The following is a 24966-nucleotide window of genomic DNA, read 5'->3' as shown; positions in this document are numbered from 1 at the left end:
TGTCCAGGCGCCGTCGCCGCGCGACCAGATGCCGACGGTGCGGTGCCCGTCGTCGTCCGGTGCCGTGACGGCGACCTGGACCTGCACCGACCCGGAGGCGGGCAGGACCAGCGGGGCGCCGAGGGTGAGCTCGTCGACCCGGTCGCAGCCGGCCTCGTCCCCGGCGCGGACGGCCATCTCCAGCAGCGCGGTGCCGGGCACGACGGCCCGGCCGGCCACGGTGTGGTCGGCCAGCCACGGGTGCGTCCGCAGCGACATCCGCCCGGTGAACAGGCACCCGTCGTCGGCGGCCAGGCCGACGGCGGCGCCGAGCAGCGGGTGCCCGGCCGTGCCGAGCCCGGCCGACCGCAGGTCGGCGCCGCCGCCGAGCGGCCCGGTGGGCCAGTACCGCTCCCGCTGGAACGCGTACGTGGGCAGCTCCACCCGGCGGCCGCCCGCGAGGAGCGCCGGCCAGTCGACGGGCGTGCCCGCGGTGTGCAGCCGGGCCAGCGCGGCGAGCGCCGCCTCCGGCTCGGGGCGGTCCGTGCGCAGCAGCGGGACGACGGTGGCGCCGTCGGCGGCCTGGCCCCGGACCAGCGCGGACAGGACGCCGTCCGGTCCGAGCTCGAGGAACGTGCCGACGCCCGCGCCCTCCAGGGCGGTGACGCCGTCGGCGAAGCGGACGGCCTCGCGGACGTGCCGCACCCAGTACCCGGGGTCGCACAGCTCCCCCGGACCGGCGAGCGCACCGGTCACGTTCGACACGACCGGGACCGACGGCTCGGCGTAGGTGAGCCCGGCGGCGACGGCCGCGAACGCGTCGAGCATCGGGTCCATCAGCGCCGAGTGGAACGCGTGGGACACGCGCAGCGCGGTGGCCCGGTGCCCGTCGGCGGTGAACCGGGCGGCGACCTCGCGGACGGCGTGCTCGTCGCCGGAGACGACGACCGACTCCGGGCCGTTGACCGCGGCGACCGACAGCCGGTCGGTGACGTACGGGGTGACGTCGTCCTCGGTCGCGCGGACGGCGATCATCGCGCCGCCCGCCGGGAGCGCCTGCATCAGCGAGGCGCGCGCCGCGACCAGCCGGGCGGCGTCGGCCAGCGAGAACACCCCGGCGACGTGCGCCGCCGCGATCTCGCCGATCGAGTGCCCGGCCAGGACGTCCGGGGTGATCCCCCACGACTCCGCCAGCCGGTAGAGCGCCACCTCGAGGGCGAACAGCGCCGGCTGGGTCGTGCCGGTCCCGTTCAGCGCGGCCTCGGCGGCGTCGCCCTCGCCCCACACGACGGCGCGCAGGTCGCCCCCGAGCTCGGCGTCCAGCGCGCCGACGACCGCGTCGAACGCGTCGGCGAACACCGGGAACCGGCCGTACAGCTCACGGCCCATCCCGAGCCGCTGCGAGCCCTGCCCGGAGAACAGCACCGCGGTGCGTCCGGTCCGCGCCGTCCCGGTGACGACGGCCGGGTCCGGGGTGTCCGCGGCGAGCGCGGCCAGGGCACGCAGGGCGTCGTCTCGGTCACCGGCCAGGACGGCGGCGCGGTGGTCGAACAGGGTGCGGCCGGTGGCCAGCGACAGGCCGACGTCGGCGGGCCGCAGCCCGGGCCGCCGCTCCAGTGCGCCGGCCAGCTTCGCGGCCTGCCCGGCCAGTGCCTCCGGCGTGCGGCCGGACAGCACCCAGGGCACGACCGCGTCGTCCCGGTCGCCGTCGGGGGTCACGACCTCCGCGGGCCGGACGGTGGCCGGCTGCTCCAGGATCACGTGGGCGTTGGTGCCGCTGATCCCGAACGACGAGACCGCTGCCCGGCGGGGCCGGCCGGTCTCCGGCCACGCGGTCTGCTCGGTGAGCAGCGCGACGGTGCCGTCGGACCAGTCGACGTGCGACGACGGGACGCCGGCGTGCAGCGTCCGCGGCAGGGTGCCGTGCTCCATCGCCTGCACCATCTTGATCACCCCGGCGACGCCGGCGGCGGCCTGGGTGTGGCCGATGTTCGACTTCACCGAGCCGAGCAGCAGGGGGCGCTCGGGGTCGCGGTCGCGGCCGTAGGTCGCGATGAGGGCCTGCGCCTCGATCGGGTCGCCCAGGGTGGTGCCGGTGCCGTGCGCCTCGACGACGTCGACGTCCCCGGCGGCGAGCCCGCCGACGGCGAGCGCCTGCCGGATCACCCGCTGCTGCGACGGACCGTTCGGCGCGGTCAGCCCGTTGGACGCGCCGTCCTGGTTGACCGCGGACCCGCGGACCACGGCGAGGATGTCGTGCCCGTTGCGGAGCGCGTCGGACCGCCGCTCCAGCACCAGCATCCCGGCGCCCTCGGACCAGCCGACACCGTCGGCGTCGTCGGAGAACGCCTTGCACCGCCCGTCCGGGGACAGGCCGCGCTGCCGGGCGAAGTCGACGAACACGCCGGGCGTGGACATGACGGTGACGCCGCCGGCGAGGGCCAGCGAGCACTCCCCGGTGCGCAGGGCCTGCATCGCCCAGTGCATCGCCACCAGCGACGACGAGCACGCCGTGTCCACCGTGACGGCCGGGCCCTCCAGTCCGAGGGTGTAGGACACCCGGCCGGAGGCGACGCTCGGCGAGCTGCCGCTGCCCTGGAAGCCCTCGAACTCGGGGCCGGCGAGCACCGCGCCGTAGTCGCTGTACATGACACCGGCGAACACACCGGTGGCGCTGCCGCGCAGCGAGACCGGATCGATCCCGGCCCGCTCCACCGCCTCCCACGACGTCTCCAGCAGCAGCCGCTGCTGCGCGTCGGTCGCGGTGGCCTCGCGCGGGCTCATCCCGAAGAACCCGGCGTCGAACTCGGCGGCGTCGTGCAGGAAGCCGCCCTCACGGGTGTAGGAGGTGCCGAGGTGGTCGGCGTCCGGGTGGTACAGGTTCTCCAGGTCCCAGCCGCGGTCGGTGGGGAACCCGGAGATCGCGTCGCCGCCGGAGGTGACCAGGGTCCAGAGGTCCTCCGGGGTGGCGACGCCGCCCGGGTACCGCGACGCCATCCCGACGATGACGATCGGGTCGTCGGCGACCGCCGCGGTGCGCGGCGTGACGGCCGGGACGTCGTCGCTGGTGCCGAGGAGGTCGTCGAGGACCACGTCGACCAGCAGGTCGACGGTGGGGTGGTCGAAGACCATCGTGGCGGGCAGCCGCAGGCCGGTGACGGTGTTGAGCCTGTTGCGCAGCTCGACCGAGGTGAGCGAGTCGAAGCCGAGGTCGCGGAACGCGCGCCCGGCGTCGACGTCGTCGGCGCCGGCGTGGCCCAGCACCAGCGCGACCTGCCCGCGGACGAGGTCGAGGAGCACCTCGCGGCGCTCGTCCGGTGCGAGGGCGGACAGCCGGTCCCGCAGCCCGGAGGCGGCGGCCGAGCCGGCGACGGCGGCGCGGCGGGAGCGGCCACGGACCAGCGCCCGCAGGACCGCGGGCACCTCGCCCTGGGCCCGCAGCGCGGCCGGGTCGAGGCGGACCGGGACGATCGCCGGCTCGCCGGTGGCCAGCGCGGCGTCGAACAGGGCGAGACCCTGCTCGGCGGGCAGCGCCGGGACACCGGACCGGGCGAGGCGCTCCGCCTCGGCGTCGGTGAGCTCTCCGGCCATGCCCAGCTCCCAGGGACCCCAGGCCAGCGCGGCGGCGGGAAGACCCTCGGCGCGGCGCCGGGCGGCGAGGGCGTCGAGGAACGCGTTCCCGGCGGCGTAGTTCGCCTGGCCCGGGTTGCCGAGCACACCGGCGACCGAGGAGAACATCACGAACGCGGCCAGGTCGCGGTCGCGGGTCGCCTCGTGCAGGTGCCAGGCGGCGTCGATCTTCGGGCGGAGCACCGCCGCGAGCCGCTCCGGTGTCAGCGACGCGACCAGGCCGTCGTCGAGCACGCCGGCGGCGTGGACGACGGAGGTGACCGGGTGGTCGTCGAGGAGGGCGGTGACGGCGTCGCGGTCGGTCACGTCGCACGCGACGACGGTGGCCCGTGCTCCGGCGTCGGCCAGTGCGGCGACGAGGTCGGCGGCGCCGTCGGCGTCCGGTCCGCGGCGGCTGACCAGGAGCAGGTCGCGCACGTCGTGCGCGGCGACCAGGTGCCGGGCGAGCACGGCGCCGAGACCGCCGGTACCGCCGGTGACGAGGACGGTGCCGTCGCCGAGTTCCGGGGTTCCGGGGTCGGTGCCGGCGGGTGCCCGGCGGACCAGGCGTGCCGCCCGGACCTCGCCGTCGTGGGTGCGCAGCTGCGGCTCGCCGTCCGTGTCCGAGAGGAGGGCGGCGACCGGCAGCGTGGCGGCGGCGTGCGGGTCGAGGTCGACCAGGCCGAACGCGCCGGGGTTCTCCGACTGCGCGGACCGGACGAGGCCCCACACCGCGGCCGCGGCCGGGTCGTCGCCGGTGGTGGCGCCGCGGGTGACGACCACGAACCGGGTACCGGCGAAGCGCTCGTCGTCCAGGCGGGCGCGGACGAGGCCGAGCACCCGGGCGGTGAGCGCGTGGCCCGCCGCGGCGGCGTCGTCGGCGGGGCCGGCCGCGACGGGCAGCAGCACCGGCCCGGCGGGCGGGCCGGACGGCAGGTCGTCGTGGTGCTCGACGGTCGCGCCGAGCTCCTCCAGCGCGCCGGTCAGGCCGAACGGGTCGTCGCCGACCAGGAGGGCCGTCGTGCCGGAGGGGAGCTCGGTGGCGTCGGGGACGGTGGTCCAGTCGAGCCGGAACAGGGCGTCCCGGACCTCGGGTGCGGCGCCGCCGACGGTGCCGGCGTCCCGCATCTCCAGCGCCCGGACCTCGGCGACGGGGGCGCCGCCGGTGTCGGTCGCGGAGACGGCGAGGGTGCCGTGGTCGTCGCGGCGCAGCCGCACCCGCAGCGCGGACGCGCCGGCCGCGGCCAGCGAGACCCCGCTCCAGGCGAACGGGACGCCCCCGGCCGGAGCCCCGCCGTCCGTGTCGTGCTCGCCGCCCTGGAGCAGCCATGCGGACTGCAGGGCGGCGTCGAGCAGGGCGGGGTGCAGGCCGAACGCGGAGGCGGTCTCGTCGGCCGGTGCGGGGAGGGCGAGCTCGGCGAACACGTCGCCGTCACGCCGCCAGGCGGCCCGCAGACCCTGGAAGACCGGGCCGTAGGCGAAGCCCTCGGCCGCGCGGGCCGGGTAGAAGCCGTCGAGGTCGACCGGCTCGGCACCGGCCGGCGGCCAGGCCCCGTCGAGCGGGTCCGGGACGGCCGGGAGGTGGGTGACCAGGGTGCCGGTGGCGTGCAGGGTCCAGTCGGTACCGGGGTCGGCGCCGTCGCCGGCCCCGTCGGGGCGGGCGTGGACGGTGACGGGGCGGCGGCCCGCGGCGTCGGGGGCGCCGAGCCGGACCTGGGTCCGGACGGCGCCGTCGCCGGGCAGCACCAGCGGCGCGGTGAGGGTGAGCTCCTCGACGTGGTCGCAGCCGACCTCCTCACCGGCGCGCAGCGCGAGCTCGACGAACGCGGTGCCGGGCAGCAGCACCCGGCCACCGACGGCGTGGTCGGCCAGCCACGGCCGGGTCCGGGCCGAGATCCGCCCGGTGAGCACGACGCCCTCGCCGTCGGCGAGCGCGACGACGGTGCCGGCCAGCGGGTGCCCGGTCGCGCCGGGGCCGTCCGGTGCGCCGGTCGTCGCGGCCGGCCAGAACGGCCGGTGCTGGAACGCGTAGGTGGGCAGGTCGACGAGCTCCGCACCGGCCGGGAGCAGGGCGCTCCAGTCGACCGGGACGCCCGCGGTGTGCAGCGCGGCGAGCGCGGTGAGCGCGGTGCGCTCCTCGTCGCGGTCCCGGCGGAGCACCGGGATCGTCCCGGCCTCCTCCGGCAGGGACTCGCGGGCCATCGCCGAGAGCACGCCGTCGGGGCCGAGCTCCAGGAACGTCGTCGCACCGGCCTCGGCCAGCGCCCGGACGCCGTCGGCGAAGCGGACCGCCTCGCGGACGTGCCGCACCCAGTACTCCGGGTCGCAGAGCTGCCCGGGTGCGGCGAGCGCACCGGTCAGGTTCGACACGACCGGGAGCACCGGCTCGGCGTAGGTCAGCTGCTCGGCGACGGCACGGAACCCGTCGAGCATCGGGTCCATCAGCGGCGAGTGGAACGCGTGCGAGACACGGAGCGCGGTCGTCGTGCGGCCGTCGGCGCGCAGCCGTTCCGCGACCGCCTCGACGGCGTCGCGCTCGCCGGACAGGACCACCGAGGCGGGGCCGTTGACCGCGGCGACGGCGACACCGCCGGTGAGGTGCGGGCGCACCTCGTCCTCCGCCGCCCGGACGGCGACCATCGCGCCACCGGCCGGGAGCGCCTGCATCAGCGAGGCGCGGGCCGCGACCAGCCGTGCGGCGTCGGCGAGGGAGAACACCCCGGCGACGTGGGCCGCGGCGATCTCGCCGATGGAGTGCCCGGCGACGAGGTCCGGGGTGATCCCCCACGACCCGGCCAGCCGGTACAGGGCGACCTCGATCGCGAACAGCGCGGGCTGCGCGGCACCGGTCTCGTCGAGCGCGACTGCGTCGGTGCCCCAGACGGTCGCCCGCAGGTCACCGCCGAGCTCGGCGTCCAGCGCGGCGACGACCTCGTCGAACGCCTCGGCGAACACCGGGAAGCGCGCGTACAGCTCACGGCCCATCCCGAGCCGCTGCGAGCCCTGCCCGGAGAACAGCACCGCGGTGCGGCCGGTCCGGACGATCCCGGTGACGACCGCCGGGTCCGGGGTGTCCGCGGCGAGCGCGGCCAGGGCACGCAGGGCGTCGTCACGGTCACCGGCCAGGACGGCGGCACGGTGGGTGAACCGCGACCGGGTCGTGGCCAGTGCCGCCGCGACGTCGGCCGGGACCAGACCGGGCCGGTCCTCGAGGTGCGCGCGCAGGCGGTCGGCCTGCCCGCGCAGCGCCTCGGGGGTCCTGCCGGACAGGACGAGCGGCGACAGGCCGTCGCGTGCGGGCTCGGGCTCCGCGGTGTCCGCGGGCTCGACCGGCGCCGGCTGCTCCAGCACGACGTGCGCGTTGGTGCCGCTGATCCCGAACGACGAGATCCCGGCCCGGCGGACACGGCCGGTCTCCGGCCAGGCCGCCTGCTCGGTGAGCAGCTCGACGGCGCCGGCCTCCCAGTCGACGTGCGACGACGGCTCGGTGACCCCGAGCGTGCGGGGCAGCACCCCGTGCCGCATAGCCATGATCATCTTGATGACGCCTGCGACACCCGCGGCGGCCTGGGTGTGGCCCATGTTGGACTTCACCGACCCGAGCAGCAGCGGCTGCTCACGGTCCTGCCCGTAGGTCGCGAGCAGCGCCTGGGCCTCGATCGGGTCGCCCAGCGTGGTGCCGGTGCCGTGGGCCTCGACGGCGTCGACGTCCGCGGTGGACAGCCCGCCGGAGGCCAGCGCCTGGCGGATGACCCGCTGCTGCGACGGCCCGTTCGGCGCGGTCAGGCCGTTCGAGGCGCCGTCCTGGTTGACGGCCGACCCGCGGACGACGGCCAGGATGCGGTGGCCGTTGCGGACCGCGTCGGACTGCCGCTCCAGCAGGAGCATGCCGACACCCTCGGACCAGCCGACACCGTCGGCGGACTCGGAGAACGGCTTGGACCGCCCGTCGGGGGCGAGGCCGCGCTGCCGGGAGAACTCGACGAAGGTCTCCGGGCCCGACATGACGGTGACGCCGCCGGCGAGCGCCAACGAGCACTCCCCGCCGCGCAGGGCCTGCGCGGCGAGGTGCAGGGCGACCAGCGACGACGAGCAGGCGGTGTCCACCGTCATCGCCGGGCCCTCGAAGCCGAACGAGTAGGAGATGCGGCCCGACGCCACGGACAGCGCGCTGCCCTGGCCCTGGAAGCCCTCGAACTCGTCGCCGTCGAGGCGGGTGCCGTAGCCGGAGTACATGACGCCGGCGAACACGCCGGTCCGGCTGTCGCGCAGGCTGTGCGGGTCCAGCCCGGCGCGCTCGACGGCCTCCCACGACGACTCCAGCAGCAGCCGCTGCTGGGCGTCGGTCGCCATCGCCTCGCGCGGGCTCATCCCGAAGAAGTCCGCGTCGAACCCGGAGGCGTCCTCGAGGAACCCGCCGGAGCGGGCGTAGGAGGTGCCGCGGTGCGCGGGGTCGTCGTCGAACAGGTCGTCGAGGTCCCAGCCGCGGTCGGTGGGGAACCCGGTGATCACGTCGGTGCCCTCGTCGAGCACCCGCCACAGGTCCTCCGGCGAGCCGATGCCGCCGGGGAACCGGCAGCTCATGCCGACGACGACGACCGGGTCGTCCGCCGTGGCGATCCCGGCGGTGTCGGCGCCGGTCCCGGCGCCGGTGTCGGTGTCCGGGCCGAGGAGCTCGACGAGCAGGTGCTCGGCGAGCGCGGCGACCGTCGGGTAGTCGAAGATCGCGGTGGCGGGCAGCCGCAGGCCGGTGGCGGCGCCGAGCTTGTTGCGCAGCTCGACTGCGGTCAGCGAGTCGAAGCCGAGGTCGCGGAACGCGAGCTCGGGGTCGATGCGGTCGCCGCCCGCGTGCCCGAGCACGGTCGCGGCCTCGCCGCGGACCAGGTCGAGCAGGGTGGCGCGCCGCTCGGCGCGGTCCAGGGTGCCGAGCCGCCCGGCGAGGCCGCCGGCGGCGGCCGTGGCGGTCGTGGCGCGGCGGGCGGGGGCGCGGACGAGGCCGCGCAGCAGCGGCGGGACCGTCCCGCGACGGCGGAGCGTGGCCAGGTCGAGCCGGACCGGGACGAGCGCGGGGCGGCCGGTGGCGAGCGCCGCGTCGAACAGGGCGAGTCCCTGGCCGGCGGCGAGCAGCGGCATCCCGGAGTCCGCGGCGCGGCGGACGTCGCGCTCGTCGAGACCGGCGGTCATGCCGGCGCCCTGGTCCCACGCACCCCAGGCCAGGGAGACGCCGGGGAGGCCGGCGGCGGCACGGTGCGCCGCGAGGGCGTCGAGGAACGCGTTGCCGGCCGCGTAGTTGGCCTGACCGGCGCCGCCGAACACCCCGGCGACCGAGGAGAACAGCACGAACGCGTCCAGGTCGAGGTCCCGGGTCGCGTGGTGCAGGTTCCACGCGCCGTCGACCTTCGGTGCCAGCACGCGGGCGAGGCCCTCGGGAGTCTGCGAGGCGAGCACGCCGTCGTCGAGGACGCCGGCGGTGTGCACGACGGCACGGACCGGGTGCCCGGCCACCAGCGCGGTGACCGCGCCGGGGTCGGCGACGTCGCACGCCGCCACCGAGACCTCGGCGCCCAGCTCCTCCAGCTCCGTCACCAGCTCCGCGGCACCCGGTGCGTCCGCACCGGAGCGGCTGGTCAGCAGCAGCTGCCGGACCCCGTGGGTGGTGACGAGGTGGCGGGCGACGAGGCCGCCGAGCCCGCCGGTGCCGCCGGTGACGAGGACGGTGCCCTCGGTGGTCCAGGGCCGCGGCAGGGTCAGGACGATCTTGCCGATGTGGCGGGCGGCGCTCATGAACCGGAACGCGTCGGGGGCGTCGCGGACGTCCCAGGTGCGGACCGGCAGCGGGGTCAGCACGCCCGCCGCGAAGAGCTCCATCAGCTCCGCGAGCATCGTGTCGACGGCGGCGGGCTCGACCCAGGCGAGGTCGAACGCCTGGTAGGAGACGCCGTCGGGTGCCGCGTCCGCGTCGCGGACGTCGGTCTTGCCCATCTCCAGGAACCGGCCGCCGTCGCCGAGCAGGCCCATCGAGGCGTCGACGAACTCGCCGGCCAGCGAGTTGAGGACGACGTCGAAGCCCGCCCCGGCGAAGGTCTCGGCGAACTCCAGGGTCCGCGACGACGCGATGTGGTCGTCGGCGACCCCCAGCGAGCGCAGCACGTCCTGCTTCGGCTCGGATGCCGTCGCGTAGACCTCGGCTCCGAGGTGCCGGGCGATCTGCACCGCGGCCATGCCGACGCCACCGGCGCCGGCGTGGATCAGGACCTTCTCCCCCGCCGTCAGGTTCCCGAGCTCGCGCAGGGCGTGCCAGGCGGTGAGGAACACCAGCGGGACCGACGCGGCGGTCTCCCAGTCCCAGCCGTCGGGGAGCCGGGTGAGGCGGCGGGCGTCGTCGACGGCGAGCGAGGAGAAGCTGCCGGAGATCATGCCCAGGACGTGGTCTCCGGGGGCGAGCCCGGTGACGTCCGGGCCGGTCTCGACGACCACGCCGGCGGCCTCGTGGCCGTACCGGCCGGCGTCGCCGGGGTACATGTCGAGGGCCTTGAGCACGTCGCGGAAGTTCAGCCCGGCGGCGCGGATCTCGACCCGCACCTCGTGCCCGGTGAGCGGGACGGTCGCCTCCGGGTACGGCACGAGCGCGAGCCCGTCGACGCTGCCGGGGGCGGTGCTGTCGAGACGCCAGGCGTCCGCAGCCGGTACCCGGAGCCCGGGACCTGCCTCCGCGCGGGCCAGCCGCCCGGCGAGCAGCGCGCCGTCGCGGACCGCGACCTGCGGCTCGCCGGTGTGCAGCGCGGCGAGCAGCAGGCGGCCGTCGTCGGTGGTGCCCGCGGTCCCCGGGTCACGGTCGACCAGCACGATGCCGTCGGGGAACTCGGACTGCGCGGAACGGACGAGGCCGTGCACGGCGGCGGCGGCGACGTCGGTGGGTGCGGTCCCCCCGGCGGCGACGGCTCCACGCGTGACGACGGCCAGCCGCCCGGTGGCGGCACCGGCGGTCCACTCCTGCAGCAGCTCGAGGACCGCGGCGGTCAGGGCGTGGGTGGTGGCCGCGGTGCCGGTGTCGGTACCGGTGTCGGTGCCGTCGACGGTGACGACCACCGTGTCCGGGAGGTCGTCCGCCAGGGCGGCGAGACCGGTGTGGACCTCTGCCTCGGCGCCCGCGGCGGACAGGCCGTCGGCGACCTCCGCGGCGGCCGCGCCGCCCCGGCCGATCCCGATGACGGCGACCCTCCCGGGCTCGGGGGTGCCGGTGGGGGTGCCGGCCGGGGTCCAGTCGAGCGCGAACAGCGCGTCACCGGTGGCGTCGCCGGTGGGTGCGAGCTGTGCCTCGGCGACCGGGCGGACCGCGAGGGTGTCGATCGTCGCGACCGGGTGGCCGGCGGGGTCGGCGGCGGCGATCGCGATGCCGCCGCCGGTGCGGGTCAGACGCACCCGGAGCGCGACGGCCCCGGTGGCGTGCAGGGTGACGCCCTCCCAGGAGAAGGGGAGTCCGGCGGAGCCGTCGTCGTCGAGCATCCCGGCGTGCAGGGCGGCGTCGAGCAGGGCGGGGTGCAGCCCGAACCGGGCGGCGTCGTCCGCCGCACCGTCGGCCCGCTCCGGCAGCGCCACCTCGCCGTAGACGGTGTCGCCGTCCTGCCAGGCCGCGGTCAGACCCCGGAACACCGGGCCGTAGTCGAACCCGGCTTCGGCGAACCGCTCGTAGCACCCCTCGACGTCGAGCTCGGCCGCCCCGGCCGGGGGCCAGGTCGTCGCGTCGAACCGCACCGGCTCCGGCGCGGCCGTGGTGAGGGTGCCGGTGGCGTGCTGGGTCCAGGGTGCGTCGCCGGCGTCGTCGGGCCGGGAGTGCACGGTGACGGTGCGGCGTCCGTCGCCGTCGGCGACCCCGACCCGGACCTGGGTCCGGACGGCGCCGCGGGCGGGGACGACCATCGGCGCGGCGAGGGTGAGCTCCTCGACGCGGTCGCATCCCACCTCGTCGCCGGCCCGCAGGGCCAGCTCGAGCAGGGCGGTGCCGGGGACGAGGACGGTGCCCCGCACGGTGTGGTCGGCCAGCCACGGGTGGGTGGCGAGCGACAGCCGCCCGGTGCAGAGCACGCCCTCGCCCTCGGCGATCTCGACGGCGCCGTGCAGGACGGGGTGCCCGGTCGCGGTGAGCCCGAGCGCACCGGCGTCGGTCGCCGGACGGGTCGCGGCGGGCCAGTAGGTGGCGTGCTGGAAGGCGTAGGTCGGCAGGTCGACGCGGCGGCCGCCGGGGAGCAGCTCCGTCCAGCCGACGCGGGCGCCGGCGACGTGCAGCCGGGCCAGCGCGGTCAGGGCGGCGCCGGCCTCGTCGCGGTCGCGGCGCAGGACGGGGACGGTCTCGATCGTCTCGTCGGGCAGGGTGTCGCGGGCCATCGCCGAGAGCACGCCGTCGGGGCCGAGCTCCAGGAACGTCGTCGCACCGGCCTCGGCCAGCGCCCGGACACCGTCGCCGAAGCGGACGGCCTCCCGGACGTGCCGCACCCAGTACCCGGGGTCGCTCAGCTCGCCGGGCTCGGCGAGCGCCCCGGTCAGGTTCGACACCACCGGGATCGTCGGCTCGGCGTAGGTCAGCTGCTCGGCGACGGCACGGAAGCCGTCGAGCATCGGGTCCATCAGCGGCGAGTGGAACGCGTGCGAGACCGCGAGCCGCCGGGTCCTGCGGCCGGTGAGCTGCTCGCCGACCGCGGCCACGGCGTCCTCGTCGCCGGAGACGACGACGGCGGACGGGCCGTTGACGGCGGCGATCGCAACGCCGTCGGTGAGGTGCGGGCGCACCTCGTCCTCGCTCGCCTGCACGGCGAGCATGGCGCCCCCGGTGGGGAGGGCCTGCATCAGCGACGCACGGGCCGCGACCAGGCGGGCGGCGTCGGCCAGGGAGAACACCCCGGCGACGTGCGCCGCGGCGATCTCGCCGATGGAGTGCCCGGCGACGAGGTCGGCGGGCACACCCCAGGACTCGACGAGCCGGTGCAGCGCGACCTCGATCGCGAACAGGGCGGGCTGGGTCGCTCCGGTCTCGTCGAGCGCGGCGGCGGCCGCGTCACCGGTGCCCCAGACGGTCGCCCGCAGGTCGCCCCCGAGCTCGGCGTCCAGGGCCGCGACGACGGCGTCGAACGCGTCGGCGAACACCGGGAACCGCGCGTGCAGCTCGCGGCCCATCCCGAGCCGCTGCGAGCCCTGCCCGGAGAACAGGACCGCGGTGCGGCCCGCGCGGGCGCGGCCGGTGACGGTCGCCGGGTCGCTCGCGCCGTCGGCGAGCGCGGCGAGCGCCCGCCCGGTCGCGTCGGCGTCGGTGGCGAGGACGACGGCGCGGTGGTCGAACGCGGAGCGGCCGGTCGCCAGGGAGTGGGCGACGTCGACGGGGCGCAGCTCCGGCCGCTCGGTGACGGCGTCACGGAGCCGGGCGGCCTGGTCGCGCAGCGCCTCCGGGGTCTTCCCGGACAGCACCCACGGCAGCGGGCCGTCGGGCCCGGGCTCCGCCGGTTCCTCGGCCGGGACGGCGGCAGGCTGCTCGACGATCACGTGGGCGTTGGTGCCGCTGATCCCGAACGACGACACGGCGGCCCGCCGGGCGCGGCCGGTCTCCGGCCACGCCGCCTGCCCGGTCAGGAGCGCGACGGTGCCGTCGGACCAGTCGACGTGCGACGACGGCGCGTCGACGTGCAGGGTCCGCGGCAGCACCCCGTGGCGGAGCGCCTGCACCATCTTGATCACCCCGGCGACGCCGGCGGCGGCCTGGGTGTGGCCGATGTTGGACTTCAGCGAGCCCAGGTGCAGCGGGTGTGCCGGGTCGCGGCCGGCGCCGTAGGTCGCGATGAGCGCCTGCGCCTCGATCGGGTCGCCGAGGGTGGTGCCGGTGCCGTGCGCCTCGACGGCGTCGACGTCCGACGGGCTCAGACCGGCGTTCGCCAGTGCCCGGCGGATGACGCGCTGCTGCGAGGGCCCGTTGGGCGCGGTGAGGCCGTTCGAGGCGCCGTCCTGATTGACGGCCGATCCGCGGACGACGGCGAGGATGTCGTGGCCGTTGCGGAGCGCGTCGGACTGCCGCTCCAGGACGAGCATGCCGACGCCCTCGGACCAGCCGACGCCGTCGGCGCCGTCGGCGAAGGGCTTGGAGCGGCCGTCGGCGGCGAGGCCGCCCTGCCGGGAGAACTCGACGAACGTGGCCGGGGTCGACATGACGGTGACGCCACCGGCGAGAGCCAGCGAGCACTCACCGGACCGCAGGGCCTGCATCGCCCAGTGCATGGCGACCAGCGAGGACGAGCAGGCGGTGTCGACGGTGACGGCCGGGCCCTCCAGCCCGAACGTGTAGGACACCCGGCCCGAGGCGACGCTGCCGGCGCTGCCCTGGCCCTGGAAGCCCTCGTACTCCGGGCCGCCGAGGTTGTCGGCGTAGTCGTGGTACATCACGCCGGCGAAGACACCGGTGGCGCTGCCGCGCAGCGAGACCGGGTCGATCCCGGCCCGCTCGACGGCCTCCCAGCTGGTCTCCAGCAGGAGCCGCTGCTGGGCGTCGGTGGCGGTGGCCTCGCGCGGGCTCATCCCGAAGAACCCGGCGTCGAACTCGGCGGCGTCGTGCAGGAAGCCGCCGTGCCGGGTGTAGGAGGTCCCGGCGTGGTCGGGGTCCGGGTCGTAGAGGCCGTCGAGGTCCCAGCCGCGGCCGGTGGGGAACGCGGTGATCGCGTCGGTGCCGTCGCCGACGAGCTGCCACAGGTCCTCGGGCGAGGTGACCCCGCCGGGGTAGCGGCAGGCCATCCCGACGATGACGACCGGGTCGTCGGCGAGCGGCGGCAGCGCCGCGGGTTCCGGTGCGAGCGGGGCCGCGGAGCCGACCAGCTCGGTGCGCAGGTGGGTGGCGAGCGCCGACAGGGTCGGGTGGTCGAAGACGGTCGTGGCGGGCAGCCGCAGACCGGTGGCGGTCGCGAGCGTGTTCCGCAGCTCGACGGCGGTGAGCGAGTCGAAGCCGAGGTCGCGGAAGGCGCGGTCGGCGTCGATGTCGGCGCCGGAGGCGTGCCCGAGGACCAACGCGGCGGCACCGCGGACGACGTCGAGCAGGGCCTCGTGGCGCTGGTCGTCGTCGAGGCGGGCCAGCCGGGCGACGAGCCCGGCGTCGGCCGCCGCCGCGGCACCGGCGGCGGTGCGGCGCGGTGCGGTGACGAGTCCGCGCAGCAGGGCGGGGACCGGGGTCCGGCCGCGGAGCGCGGCGAGGTCGAGGCGGGCGGCGACGAGGGCCGGGTCGCCGGTGGCCGGTGCGGCGTCGAACAGGGCGAGGCCCTCGTCGGCGGTGAGCAGCGGCATCCCGGAGTCGGCGGCCCGGCGGACGTCGCGCTCGTCGAGGGCGGCGGTCATGCCGAGCCCCTGCTGCCAGGGTCCCCAGGCCAGCGCGGTGGCGGGCAGGCCGGCGGCGGCGCGGTGCGCGGCGAGGGCGTCGAGGAACGCGTTGCCGGCGGCGTAGTTCGCCTGACCGGCGCCGCCGAACACCCCGGCGACCGAGGAGAACAGCACGAACGCGTCGAGGTCGAGGTGCGCGGTCGCGCGGTGCAGGTTCCAGGCGCCGTCGACCTTCGGGGCGAGCACGGTGTCGAGGCGCTCCGGGGTGAGCGAGGCGAGCACGCCGTCGTCGAGGACTCCGGCGGTGTGGACGACCGCGGAGACCGGGTGCGCGCCGGGCACACCGGCGACGAGCGCGGTGACGGCGTCGGCGTCGGCGACGTCGCAGGCGGCGACCGACACGTCCGCGCCGTGATCCTCCAGCTCCGCGACGAGCTCCGCCGCACCCGGCGCGCCCGCGCCGGAACGGCTGGTCAGCAGCAGGTGCCGGACGCCGTGGGCGGTGACGAGGTGGCGGGCGACGAGTCCGCCCAGTCCACCGGTGCCGCCGGTGACGAGCACGGTGCCCTCGGACGACCACGTCGTGCCGCCGGTCGCGGCGGCGCGGGTCAGGCGGGCGGCGAGGACCTCGCCGCCGCGGACGGCGAGCTGCGGCTCGTCGAGGGCCGGTGCGCCGGCCAGGTCACCGGTCGCGGCGGCGTCGGCGGCCGGGTCGAGGTCGAGCAGGCCGAACGCACCGGGGTTCTCGGTCTGCGCGGAGCGGACCAGCCCCCACACCGCGGCGGCGACGGGGTCGGCGACGGACTCGTCGCCGGTCGCGACGGCGCCGCGGGTGACGAGCACGAGCCGGGACCCGGCGAGCCGGTCCTCGGCCGACCACCGCTGGAGCAGGTCGAGGGTGGCGCCGACCCGGGCCCGCACGTCGCGCGGGGTGTCCGCGGCGGCGGCCGCCGCGGGCACCGCGGCGAGCACGGTCGCCGGTACGGGCGCGACCCCGGCACCGGTGACGGCTGCGTCGGCTGCGTCGGCTGCGTCGGCGAGGAGTGCGTCGAGGGAGTCGTACCGGGTGCGCCCGTCGGCGAGCGCGTCGGTGACGGGGTCGCCTGCGGCGCCGAGCACCGCGAACGGCACGGTCTCCGCACCGGCGGACGGGGTGGCGGGGTTCCAGTCGAGCCGGAAGAGGGCGTCGCGCACGGCCGCGCCGGTGCCGAGTGCGGCGGGATCGACCGGGCGGGCCAGCAGGCGTCCGGCGGTGGCGACGGGCTGCCCGCCGGGGTCGGCGACCGCGACGGTCAGACCGCCGCCGTCGGCGGGCTCCAGGCGCACCCGCAGCGCGGTCGCACCGGTGGCGTGCAGGGTGACGTCCTCCCAGGCCCACGGCAGCCCACCGGTGCCGTCGCCGGTGAGCAGCGCGGCGTGCAGGGCGGCGTCGAGCAGGGCGGGGTGCAGCCCGAACCGGGCGGCGTCGTCCGCCGCACCGTCGGCCTGCTCCGGCAGCGCCACCTCGCCGTAGACGGTGTCGCCGTCCTGCCAGGCCGCGGTCAGACCCCGGAACACCGAGCCGTAGCCGAACCCGGCGTCGGCGAACCGCTCGTAGCACCCCTCGACATCGAGCTCGGTCGCCCCGGCCGGGGGCCAGGTCGTCGCGTCGAACCGCACCGGCTCCGGCGCGGCCGTGGTGAGGGTGCCGGTGGCGTGCTCGGTCCACTCGCCGGTGTCCCCGGGGCGGGCGTGCACGGTGACGGGCCGGCGCCCGGTCCCGTCGTCGGCCCCGGCCCGGACCTGGACGGCGACGGTGCCGCCGGTGGGCAGGGTCAGCGGTGTGCCGAGGGTGAGCTCCTCGACGGCGGTGCAGCCGACCTCGTCGCCGGCCCGGACAGCGAGCTCCAGCAGCGCGGTGCCGGGCAGCACGACGGTGCCGGCGACGGTGTGGTCGGCGAGCCACGGCTGCGCGGACGCCGAGAGGCGGCCGGTGAGCAGCGCGCCCGCGCCGTCCGGGAACGCGACGGCGGCGCCGAGCAGCGGGTGCCCGGCGGCGCCGAGCCCGGCCGAGCGGACGTCGCCGCGGGCAGCACCGGAGCCCGGCCAGTAGCGGCGGTGCTGGAAGGCGTAGGTCGGCAGGTCGACGCGGGCGGCGCCGGTGCCGTCGAACACCGCGGCCCAGTCGGCGCGGACGCCGCGGACGTGCAGCGCGGCCAGCGCGGTGACGACGGCGACGTCCTCGGAGCGGTCGCCGTGCAGCACCGGCACGGTGACGGCGGTACCGCTGCCGGGCAGGGAGTCCTGGGCCATGGCGGACAGCACGCCGCCGGGCCCGATCTCGACGAACGTGACGGCGCCGCGGCCGGTGAGGGTGGTGACGGCGTCGGCGAACCGGACGGGCTCGCGGACGTGCCGCACCCAGTACCCGGGGTCGCACAGCTCGTCGGCACCGGCGAGGTCACCGGTCAGCGAGGACACCACCGGCACGACGGGGGCGGCCGGATCGAGGCCGGCGACGACGGACCGGAACTCCTCGAGCATCGGCTCCATCAGCGGCGAGTGGAACGCGTGGCTGACCCGCAGCCGGCTGGTCCGCCGTCCGCGGTCGGCGAGCACCGCCGCGACGGCGTCGACGGCGTCACCCGAGCCGGAGACGACGACCGAGGACGGGCCGTTGACCGCGGCGATCGCGACGTCGTCGCCGGTGAGCAGCGGCGCGACCTCGTCCTCGGTCGCCTCCACGGCGACCATGGCGCCACCGGTGGGCAGCGCCTGCATGAGGGTGCCGCGGGCGGCGACCAGGCGTGCGGCGTCGGCGAGGGTGAACACGCCCGCCACGTGCGCGGCGGCGATCTCGCCGACGGAGTGACCCGCGACCAGGTCCGGGGTGACGCCCCACGACTCCAGCAGCCGGTACAGCGCCACCTCCAGCGCGAACAGCGCGGGCTGGGTGGCGCCGGTCTCGTGCAGCGCGGCCTCGCCGGTGTCGCCGCGGCCCCAGACGACCGGACGCAGGTCGGAGCCCAGCTCGGCCTCCAGCGCGGACAGCGCCGCGTCGAACGCCTCGGCGAACGCCGGGTAGCGGGCGTGCAGCTCCCGGCCCATGCCGAGGCGCTGTGAGCCCTGCCCGGAGAACAGGAACGCGGTGCGGCCGGTGGCGGCGCTGCCGGTGACGACGGCCGGGTCGGGCTCGCCCGCGGCGAGCGCGGCCAGGCCGCGCAGCGCCTCGTCCGGCCCGGTGCCGACGACGACGGCGCGGTGCTCGAGGGCGGCGCGGGTGCTGAGCAGGGACCAGCCGACGTCGGCGGGGCGGAGTGCCTCGTCGTCGCGGACGCGGGTGAGGAGGCGGGCGGCCTGGTCGCGCAGCGCGTCGGCGGAGGCGCCGGACAGCGCCCACGGCACGGCCGGGAGCTCCCGCGAGCCGGTGGTGACGGCGGGCGTCACGACCGGGGCGGGCTGCTCGACGATCACGTGGGCGTTGGTGCCGCTGATCCCGAACGAGGAGACGCCGGCGCGGCGGGCGCGGCCGGTCTCCGGCCAGGCCACCTGCTCGGTCAGCAGTTCGACGGTGCCGTCGGACCAGTCGACGTGCGACGACGGCGCGTCCACGTGCAGCGTGCGGGGCAGCACCCCGTGCCGCATGGCGAGCACCATCTTGATGACGCCGGCGACACCGGCGGCGGCCTGGGTGTGCCCCAGGTTGGACTTGACCGACCCGAGCAGCAACGGCCGCTCCGGATCGCGGTCCCGGCCGTAGGTCGCGATCAACGCCTGGGCCTCGATCGGGTCACCCAGGGTGGTGCCGGTGCCGTGCGCCTCGACGACGTCCACGTCACCCGCGGCCAGCCCGGCGTTGGCCAGGGCCCGGCGGATGACGCGCTGCTGCGACGGCCCGTTCGGCGCGGTGAGCCCGTTGGATGCGCCGTCCTGGTTGACCGCGGACCCGCGCAGCACCGCGAGGATCTCGTGGCCGTTGCGGAGCGCGTCGGACCGCCGCTCCAGGACGAGCATGCCGACGCCCTCGGACCAGGCGACGCCGTCGGCGCCGTCGGCGAAGGCCTTGGAGCGGCCGTCGGGGGCGAGCCCGCGCTGGCGGGAGAAGTCGACGAACGTGCTGGGGGTCGACATGACGGTGACGCCGCCGGCGAGGGCCAGCGTGCACTCCCCCGCCCGCAGCGCCTGCGCGGCGAGGTGCATCCCGACCAGCGACGACGAGCACGCCGTGTCCACGGTGACGGCCGGGCCCTCCAGCCCGAGGGTGTAGGACACCCGGCCGGACGCGACGCTGGGGGCGCTGCCGTTGCCGCGGAACGCCTCGTGCTCGTCGCCGGTCAGCGTGGTGCCGTAGTCGTTGTACATGACACCGGCGAACACACCGGTGGCACTGCCGCGCAGGCTGGTCGGGTCGATCCCGGCCCGCTCCACCGCCTCCCAGCTCGTCTCCAGCAGCAGCCGCTGCTGCGAGTCGGTGGACAGTGCCTCGCGGGGGCTCATCCCGAAGAACCCGGCGTCGAACTCGGGGGCGGTGTGCAGGAACCCGCCGGCGCGGACGTGGGTGTGCCCGGGGCGGTCCGGGTCCGGGTCGAACAGGTTCGCCAGGTCCCAGCCGCGGTCGGTCGGGAAGGGGCCGGTCGCGTCGGCGCCGTCGCCGACGAGCCGCCACAGGTCCTCGGGCGAGGCGACCCCGCCCGGGTAGCGGCACGCCATCCCGACGACGACGACCGGGTCGTCGGCGACCGCGGCGGCCGGGACCGGGGCAGCGGCGTCGGCCGCAGCAGCGTCGGCGGTGTCGGTGTCGGTGCCGAGCAGCTCGTCGCGCAGGTGGTCGGCGAGCGCGCCCGGCGTCGGGTAGTCGAAGACCATCGTCGCGGGCAGCCGCAGCCCGGTGGCGGCGTTCAGACCGTTGCGCAGCTCGACCGCGGTGAGCGAGTCGAAGCCGAGGTCCTGGAACTGGCGGCCGGTCTCGACCTGGCCGGGGTCGGCGTGCCCGAGGACCTGGGCGATCCGGTCGCGGACCAGGTCGAGCAGCGCCTCGCGGCGGCCGGCGGCGTCCAGCCCGCCGAGCCGGGCGGCGAGGTCACCGGCCGACGGCGACGCCTGCGCGGCGGCGCGGCGGGCGGGGCGGCGGATCAGGCCGCGCAGCAGCGGCGCCGGCTCGCCCTGGGCGCGCAGGGCGGGCAGGTCGAGCCGGACCGGGGCGAGCGCGGCGGACGTGGCGTCACCGGTGACGGCGAGCGCGGCGTCGAACAGGGCGGTCCCCTGTTCCGGGGTCAGCGGCGGCATCCCGGAGCGGGCGATGCGCTCGACGTCGACGTCGCTGAGCGAGCCGGTCATGCCGACGGCGCGGCTCCACGGGCCCCAGGCGAGCGCGACGGCGGGCAGTCCGGCCGCCCGGCGGTGCACGGCCAGCGCGTCGAGGAAGGCGTTGCCCGCGGCGTAGTTGGCCTGGCCGGGGCTGCCGAAGGTGGCGGCGACCGAGGAGAACAGGACGAACGCGTCCAGGTCGAGGTCGCGGGTGAGCTCGTGCAGGTGCCAGGCCGCGTCGGCCTTCGGGCGGAGCACGGTGTCGAGGCGCTCCGGGGTCAGGGACCCGATCACGCCGTCGTCGACGACGCCCGCGGTGTGCACGACGGCGGTCAGCGGGTGCGCGTGCGGAACTCCGGCGAGCAGCGCGGCGAGCGCGGCACGGTCGGTGACGTCGCAGGCGACGGCACGGGCGGTCGCGCCCAGCGCGGACAGCTCGTCGACCAGCCCGGCGGCGCCGGGGGCGTCCGGGCCGCGGCGGCCGGCCAGCAGCAGGTGCCGCACGCCGCGCTCGGCGACGAGGTGCCGGGCCAGGACGCCACCGAGCCCGCCGGTCCCGCCGGTGATCAGGACGGTGCCGTCGGGATCCCAGTGGTGCGGCTCGGCGCCGGCCGGGACGCGGACGAGCCGCGGCACGAGCACGGTGTCGGCGCGGACGGCGAGATCGGGCTCGTCGGCCGCGGCGGCCAGCGCGGAGACCAGCGCGGCGGTGTCGACGGCCGGGTCGGCGCCGGTGGCGTCGTCGGGCAGGTCGAGCACCGCGAGCCGGCCGGGGTTCTCGGTGCGGGCGGTGCGGACGAGGCCGTGGGTCGCGGCGGCGGCCGGGTCGGTGCCGTCGGTGGCGCCGCGGGTGAGCAGCACGAGGCGGGCGTCGGCGAACTCGGCGCCGGCGAGCCACTGCTGGACCAGCTCCAGGGTCGCGGCGGTGCCCGCACGGTTGGCGTCGGCGACGGTGCCGCGGCAGGGCACGGTGGGGACGGTCCCGGCCAGCACCAGCTCGGGGACGGGTTCGCCGGATGCGGCCAGCGCGGCCAGGTCGGGGTAGGTGCGCACCGGGATCCCGGCGGCCCGCAGCGCGGCGGTGCCGACCGGGCCGGGGCCGCCCGCCTCGGGACCGACGACGGCGACCGCCGCCGGGGCCTGCCCGGTGCCGTCGCGCAGCGGGGTCCACTCCTGGCGGAACAGTGCGTCGTCGTGGCGGTCGGTGCCGGTGCCGGCGGGGACCTCGCGGGAGACCAGCGAGTCCACGGACAGCACGGGCCCGCCCGCGGCGTCGTACACCGCGATCGTGACGGTGTCGTCGCCGGCGGCCGCGATCCGGGCCCGGACGGTGCCGGCCCCGGCGGCGAGCAGCTGCACGCCCTCCCAGGTGAAGGGCAGGCCGCCGCGGCTGATCGCGCCGAGGTCGCCGTAGGCGGCGGCGTGCTGCGCGGCGTCGAGCAGGGCGGGGTGCAGGCCGAAGTCGGTCGCGTCGGTCCCGGCGTCGTCGGGCAGCGTGACCTCGGCGAAGACCTCGCCGTCGCGGCGCCACGCGGCACGCAGCCCACGGAAGGCGGGCCCGTAGTCGAACCCGATCCCGGCGAGGCGCTCGTAGCAGCCGTCGAGGTCGACCGGCTCGGCACCGGCCGGCGGCCAGGCGGTCGCGTCGAACGCGTCGGAGGCGGGGGCTCCCGCGCCGAGCACACCGGTGGCGTGCTGCGACCACGGCAGGCCGTCGGCGTCCTCCGGGCGGGAGAACACGCCGAGGGTGCGGCGCCCGCGGGCGTCCTCGGGGCCGACCCGGACCTGCACGCGCACGCCGCCGCGCTCGGGCAGCACCAGCGGCGCGGCGAGGGTCAGCTCCTCGACGCGGGTGCAGCCGACCTCGTCACCGGCCCGCACGGCCAGCTCGACGAACGCGGTGCCGGGCAGCAGCGCCCGGCCCTGCACGCCGTGGTCGGCGAGCCACGGGTGGGTGCGGACGGACAGCCGGCCGGCGAACAGCACGCCGTCGTCGCCCGCGAGCTCGACGGCGGCGCCGAGCAGCGGGTGGCCGGCCGTGCCGAGTCCGGCGGCGGTGACGTCCCGGGCGCCCCGCCCGGGCGCCGGCCAGTAGCGGGTGTGCTCGAACGGATAGGTGGGCAGGTCGACCCGGGTCGCACCGGTGCCGTCGAACAGCCGGGCCCAGTCCACCGTCGTCCCGCGGACGTGGGCCGTGGCGAGGCCGGTGACCAGCGACAGCTCCTCGCCGCGGTCGCGGCGCAGCAGCGGAACGGCGACGGCGCCCTCGGGCAGGGACTCCTGCGCCATGCCGGAGAGCACGCCGTCGGGGCCGAGCTCGACCAGCGTGGTGACGCCGCGCGCGGTGAGGGCGGCGACGCCGTCGGCGAAGCGGACGGTGCCGCGGACGTGCCGCACCCAGTAGTCGGCGGAGCGGATGTCGGCGACCTCGGCGACCGAGCCGGTCAGGTTGGAGACGACCGGGATCCGCGGCTCGTGGTACGTGAGACCGGCGGCGACGGCGCGGAACTCGTCGAGCATCGGGTCCATCAGCGGCGAGTGGAACGCGTGGCTGACCCGGAGCCGGGTGGTGCGCCACTCCTGGGCGCGGGCGTGCCCCTCGATGGCGGTGATGCCGTCGGCGTCACCGGCCACCACGACCGACGACGGCCCGTTGACCGCGGCGAGCGAGACCCCGTCGGTGAGCAGGGCGGCGACCTCGTCCTCGGTCGCGCCGACGGCGAGCATCGCGCCGCCGCGCGGCAGCGCGGCCATGAGCCGGGCGCGCGCGGCGACGAGCGTGCAGGCGTCGTGCAGCGACAGGACGCCGGCGACGTGCGCGGCGGCGATCTCGCCGATCGAGTGCCCGCCGACCAGGTCCGGGATCACGCCCAGCGAGGCGACCAGCCGGTACAGGGCGACCTCGATCGCGAACAGCGCGGGCTGCGCCCAGCCGGTGTCGTCGAGGGCGTCGGCGTCCGTGCCCCACAGCACGTCGCGCAGGGTGCGGCCGGTGTCGGGCAGCGCGGCGTCGAGCAGCGCGGCGGTCTCGTCGAACGCCTCGGCGAACACCGGGAACCGGGCGTGCAGCTCCCGTCCGGCGCCCAGGCGCTGCGAGCCCTGCCCGGAGAACAGGAGCGCCGTCAGGCCCTCCCCGGCGACGCCGCGGGCGATCTCGGTCGCGTCGTCCCCGGAGCCGAGCAGCACGGCGCGGTGCTCGAAGGTGGCGCGGCCGGTGGCCAGCGAGGCGCCGACGTCGAGCGGCCGGACGCCGGCGGCCGCCGTGGTGAGCCGGGTGCGCAGGGTGTCCAGGGCGGTGGCGGTCCGGGCGGACAGCGGCCACGGCACCACGGCGGGGGCGGGGACCTCGGCGGCAGGTGCCTGCTCGTCGGTCTCCGGGGCCTGCTCCAGGATGACGTGCGCGTTGGTGCCGCTGATCCCGAACGAGGAGACGCCTGCGCGGCGCGGGCGGCCGGTCTCCGGCCAGTCGACGGCGCCGTCGAGCAGCTCGACGGCACCCGCGGTCCAGTCGACGTCGGCCGAGGGACGCTCGGCGTGCAGGCTGCGGGGCAGCACCCCGTGCCGCAACGCCATGATCATCTTGATGACGCCTGCGACGCCCGACGCGGCCTGGGTGTGGCCCATGTTGGACTTCACCGAGCCGAGCAGCAGCGGGTGCGCGCGCTCCGCGCCGTACGTGGCGAGCAGCGCCTGCGCCTCGATCGGGTCGCCCAGCGTGGTGCCGGTGCCGTGCGCCTCGACGGCGTCGACGTCGCCGGAGCCCAGGCGCGCGCTCTCCAGCGCCGCCCGGATCACCCGCTGCTGGGACGGGCCGTTGGGGGCGGTCAGGCCGTTGGAGGCGCCGTCCTGGTTGATCGCCGACCCGCGCAGGACGGCGAGCACGTCGCGGCCCTCCCGGCGCGCGTCGGAGAGCCGCATCAGCACGAGCATCCCGGCGCCCTCGGCCCAGCCGGTGCCGTCGGCACCGTCGGCGAACGGCTTGCAGCGGCCGTCGGCGGCCAGCCCGCTCTGCGCGGTGAAGGAGACGAACGGGCCGGGGGTGGCCATCACCGACGCGCCGCCGGCCAGCGCCACCCCGCACTCGCCGGCGCGCAGCGCCTGCACCGCCTGGTGCATCGCGACGAGCGACGACGAGCAGCCGGTGTCGACGGTGACGGCCGGGCCCTCGGCGCCCAGGGTGTAGGACAGCCGCCCGGAGATGACGCTCGCGGCGTGCCCGGTCGTCGAGTAGACGGCCACGTCCTCGTCGGACGCGCGGATCACCTCGCCGTAGTCCTGGCCGGTGGTGCCGACGAACACGCCGGTGTCGGTGCCGCGCAGCGACGACGGGTCGATGCCGGCCCGCTCCAGGGCCTCCCAGGTGATCTCCAGGAGGATCCGCTGCTGCGGGTCCATCGCGACGGCCTCGCGCGGGGAGATCCCGAAGAAGCCCGGGTCGAACCCGGCGACGTCGTCGACGAACCCGCCGACCTGGGCCAGGCTGCCGCCCTCGCCGTCACCGGCGAGCGCGTCGAGGTCCCAGCCGCGGTCGGCCGGGAACCGCCCGAGGACGTCCCGGCCCTGGGCGACGACGTCCCACAGGTCCTCCGGGGAGGCGACGCCGCCGGGGAAGCGGCAGCCGATCCCGACGACCGCGACCGGCTCGGCCGCGGCCGCGACCAGCTGCTCGTTCTGCCTGCGGAGCCGCTCGACCTCCTTGAGGGACGACCGGAGTGCCTCGACGTACTTCTGGTCCGACGTGCTCAT

The 24966-nt window shown here is 77.3% G+C and carries 1 protein-coding gene (only partly in view); it reads right to left on the bottom strand.

The features are described from left to right. Window positions 1-24966, bottom strand: the 5' portion of a protein-coding gene (locus tag PP1_RS00735) for a type I polyketide synthase (protein ID WP_075314297.1). 7734 nt of this gene lie to the left of the window's left edge; only the first 24966 of its 32700 coding nucleotides appear in the window; its start codon is at window positions 24964-24966; its stop codon lies beyond the left edge, outside the window.

The organism is Pseudonocardia sp. P1 (genome assembly GCF_000178675.2).
GTDB lineage: Bacteria > Actinomycetota > Actinomycetes > Mycobacteriales > Pseudonocardiaceae > Pseudonocardia.
The sequence above is the reverse complement of the archived record's forward strand: the minus strand, read 5'-3'. Positions and strand labels throughout refer to the sequence as shown.